Below are 1,501 nucleotides of genomic sequence, written 5' to 3' on the forward strand. Positions count from 1 at the left end.
ATCTTCGCGACACGCAAAGCAAAGGCGATGTTTTCGAACGCCGTCATCGTTGGAAACAGCGCATAGTTCTGGAATACCATGCCGACATTGCGGCGCTCCGGAGGCTCGTTGGTGATATCTTTTCCTTCAAGGATAATCCGCCCGCTCATTGCCGAATGAAAGCCGGCGAGGGTCCTTAGAACGCTGGATTTCCCACTGCCGGAAGCCCCGAGCAGAGCAACGAACTCGCCTTCGTGAATTTCAAGCGAGAGGTCGCGGATGACTACCTTATCGCCATAGCCAATATGCAGTTTATCGATGATGAGGATCGGGGTCGGCATGATCATACTCCTGTGAAGCCTGGCGATCTGCATCGCCCGGTCCTACATGCTCACCGGATTTCAAGCTCGATCTTCTGCAACCAGCCGTCCAGTTTGGGCGCGACGGCATCCCAGTCGATAGGCTGAGCCTTGACTAGTTCCGCATTCGCCTGCACCTCTGGCGGTGATTTAGCCAGCGCCGCCGGCAGCACCGGAACCTGACCGAACTTTTTGGCGTAGCCGGCCATGACATCGGCAGAGCCGAACCAGTCGACGAATGCCTTTGCCTGCTCCAACTGATCGGTTCCGGCCATGATCGCCACGCCTTCGGAGATGACGGGCGTGCCACCTTCCGGGTCAATGACCTTGACTTGCATGCCGAGTTCCCTGGCGTCCTTGATGACGCCGCCGAACCAGTTCAGATTGATGACCGCACCGCCCGATTTGAAGGCTTCCTTGCGCGCATCGGCGTCATCGACAACGATCGCGTTCGCATAGAATGCGCCAAGAAAATCCCATCCAGCCTGAGTGACTTCGCCCTTGTCGTCGAGGAACCGGGCCAAGATACCGGCCAGATAGACCCTTGTCGTCTGCCAGGCGGTGTTGCCGATGACGTATTTGCCTTTGTATTCGCCCCTTGTCAGGTCCAGCCAACTTTTCGGCGCCCGCTCAGCGGCAAGCTTTTCGGAATCATAGGCTATGACGACCGGTGTGCTCCAGAATTTGTAGACAATGCCTTCTTTGTCCTTGTATTGCGCAGGGAGGTCCGCCGCCCAGGCTGGTGTGTATGGCTGGAACAGGCCGTTCTTTTTGAGCAGAGCCATAGACGTGTCGACCATGCCGAGTACGACATCGGCCTGGGGGTTGTTCTTCTCGGCGACCAGCCGATCAAAAAGTTCTCCTCCGGGTGCGCGCAGAACCTGCACATCGTAACCGGCGGCTTTAGCCTGGTCGACTATCCACTGAACGTTCTCTTCTCCCTGAGGGGAATAAACGACAAGACTATTGGCCAAGGCCGGAGAGGTCACCGCGATCAGCACGGCTGCCAGGGTCAATAAGCGTTTGATCTGATGCATGGTGTTCCTCTCGTTTCAGATTGGCCGGTCATCTCCGACTTGGCGCGTTCTTAATGAAGCTTTATGACAGTTTAATTACATTGCGTAATTTAATATATATTGCAATAGCTCTTTGGCTGCTAACCA

General features: G+C 55.6%; 2 protein-coding genes. Both read right to left on the reverse strand.

The genetic code is table 11. The features are described 5' to 3' along the window. Positions 1-320: ATP-binding cassette domain-containing protein (locus AC1D1Z_RS37330; RefSeq protein WP_477853846.1), on the reverse strand; the 320-nt coding region annotated here is incomplete at its 3' end. Positions 321-370: 50 nt separating this feature from the next. Continuing rightward, a complete protein-coding gene (locus AC1D1Z_RS37335; protein ID WP_065276660.1) occupies positions 371-1,375 on the reverse strand; it encodes an extracellular solute-binding protein in 1,005 nt (334 codons plus the stop codon). Between the last annotated feature and the right edge of the window lie 126 nt (positions 1,376-1,501).

It is taken from the genome of Rhizobium sp. P1_E1 (assembly GCF_056406015.1).

Bases quoted from the DNA above. Each gene is read 5' to 3' on its own strand.
- AC1D1Z_RS37335 (WP_065276660.1), bottom strand. From the start codon at position 1,375: ATGCATCAGATCAAACGCTTATTGACCCTGGCAGCCGTGCTGATCGCG.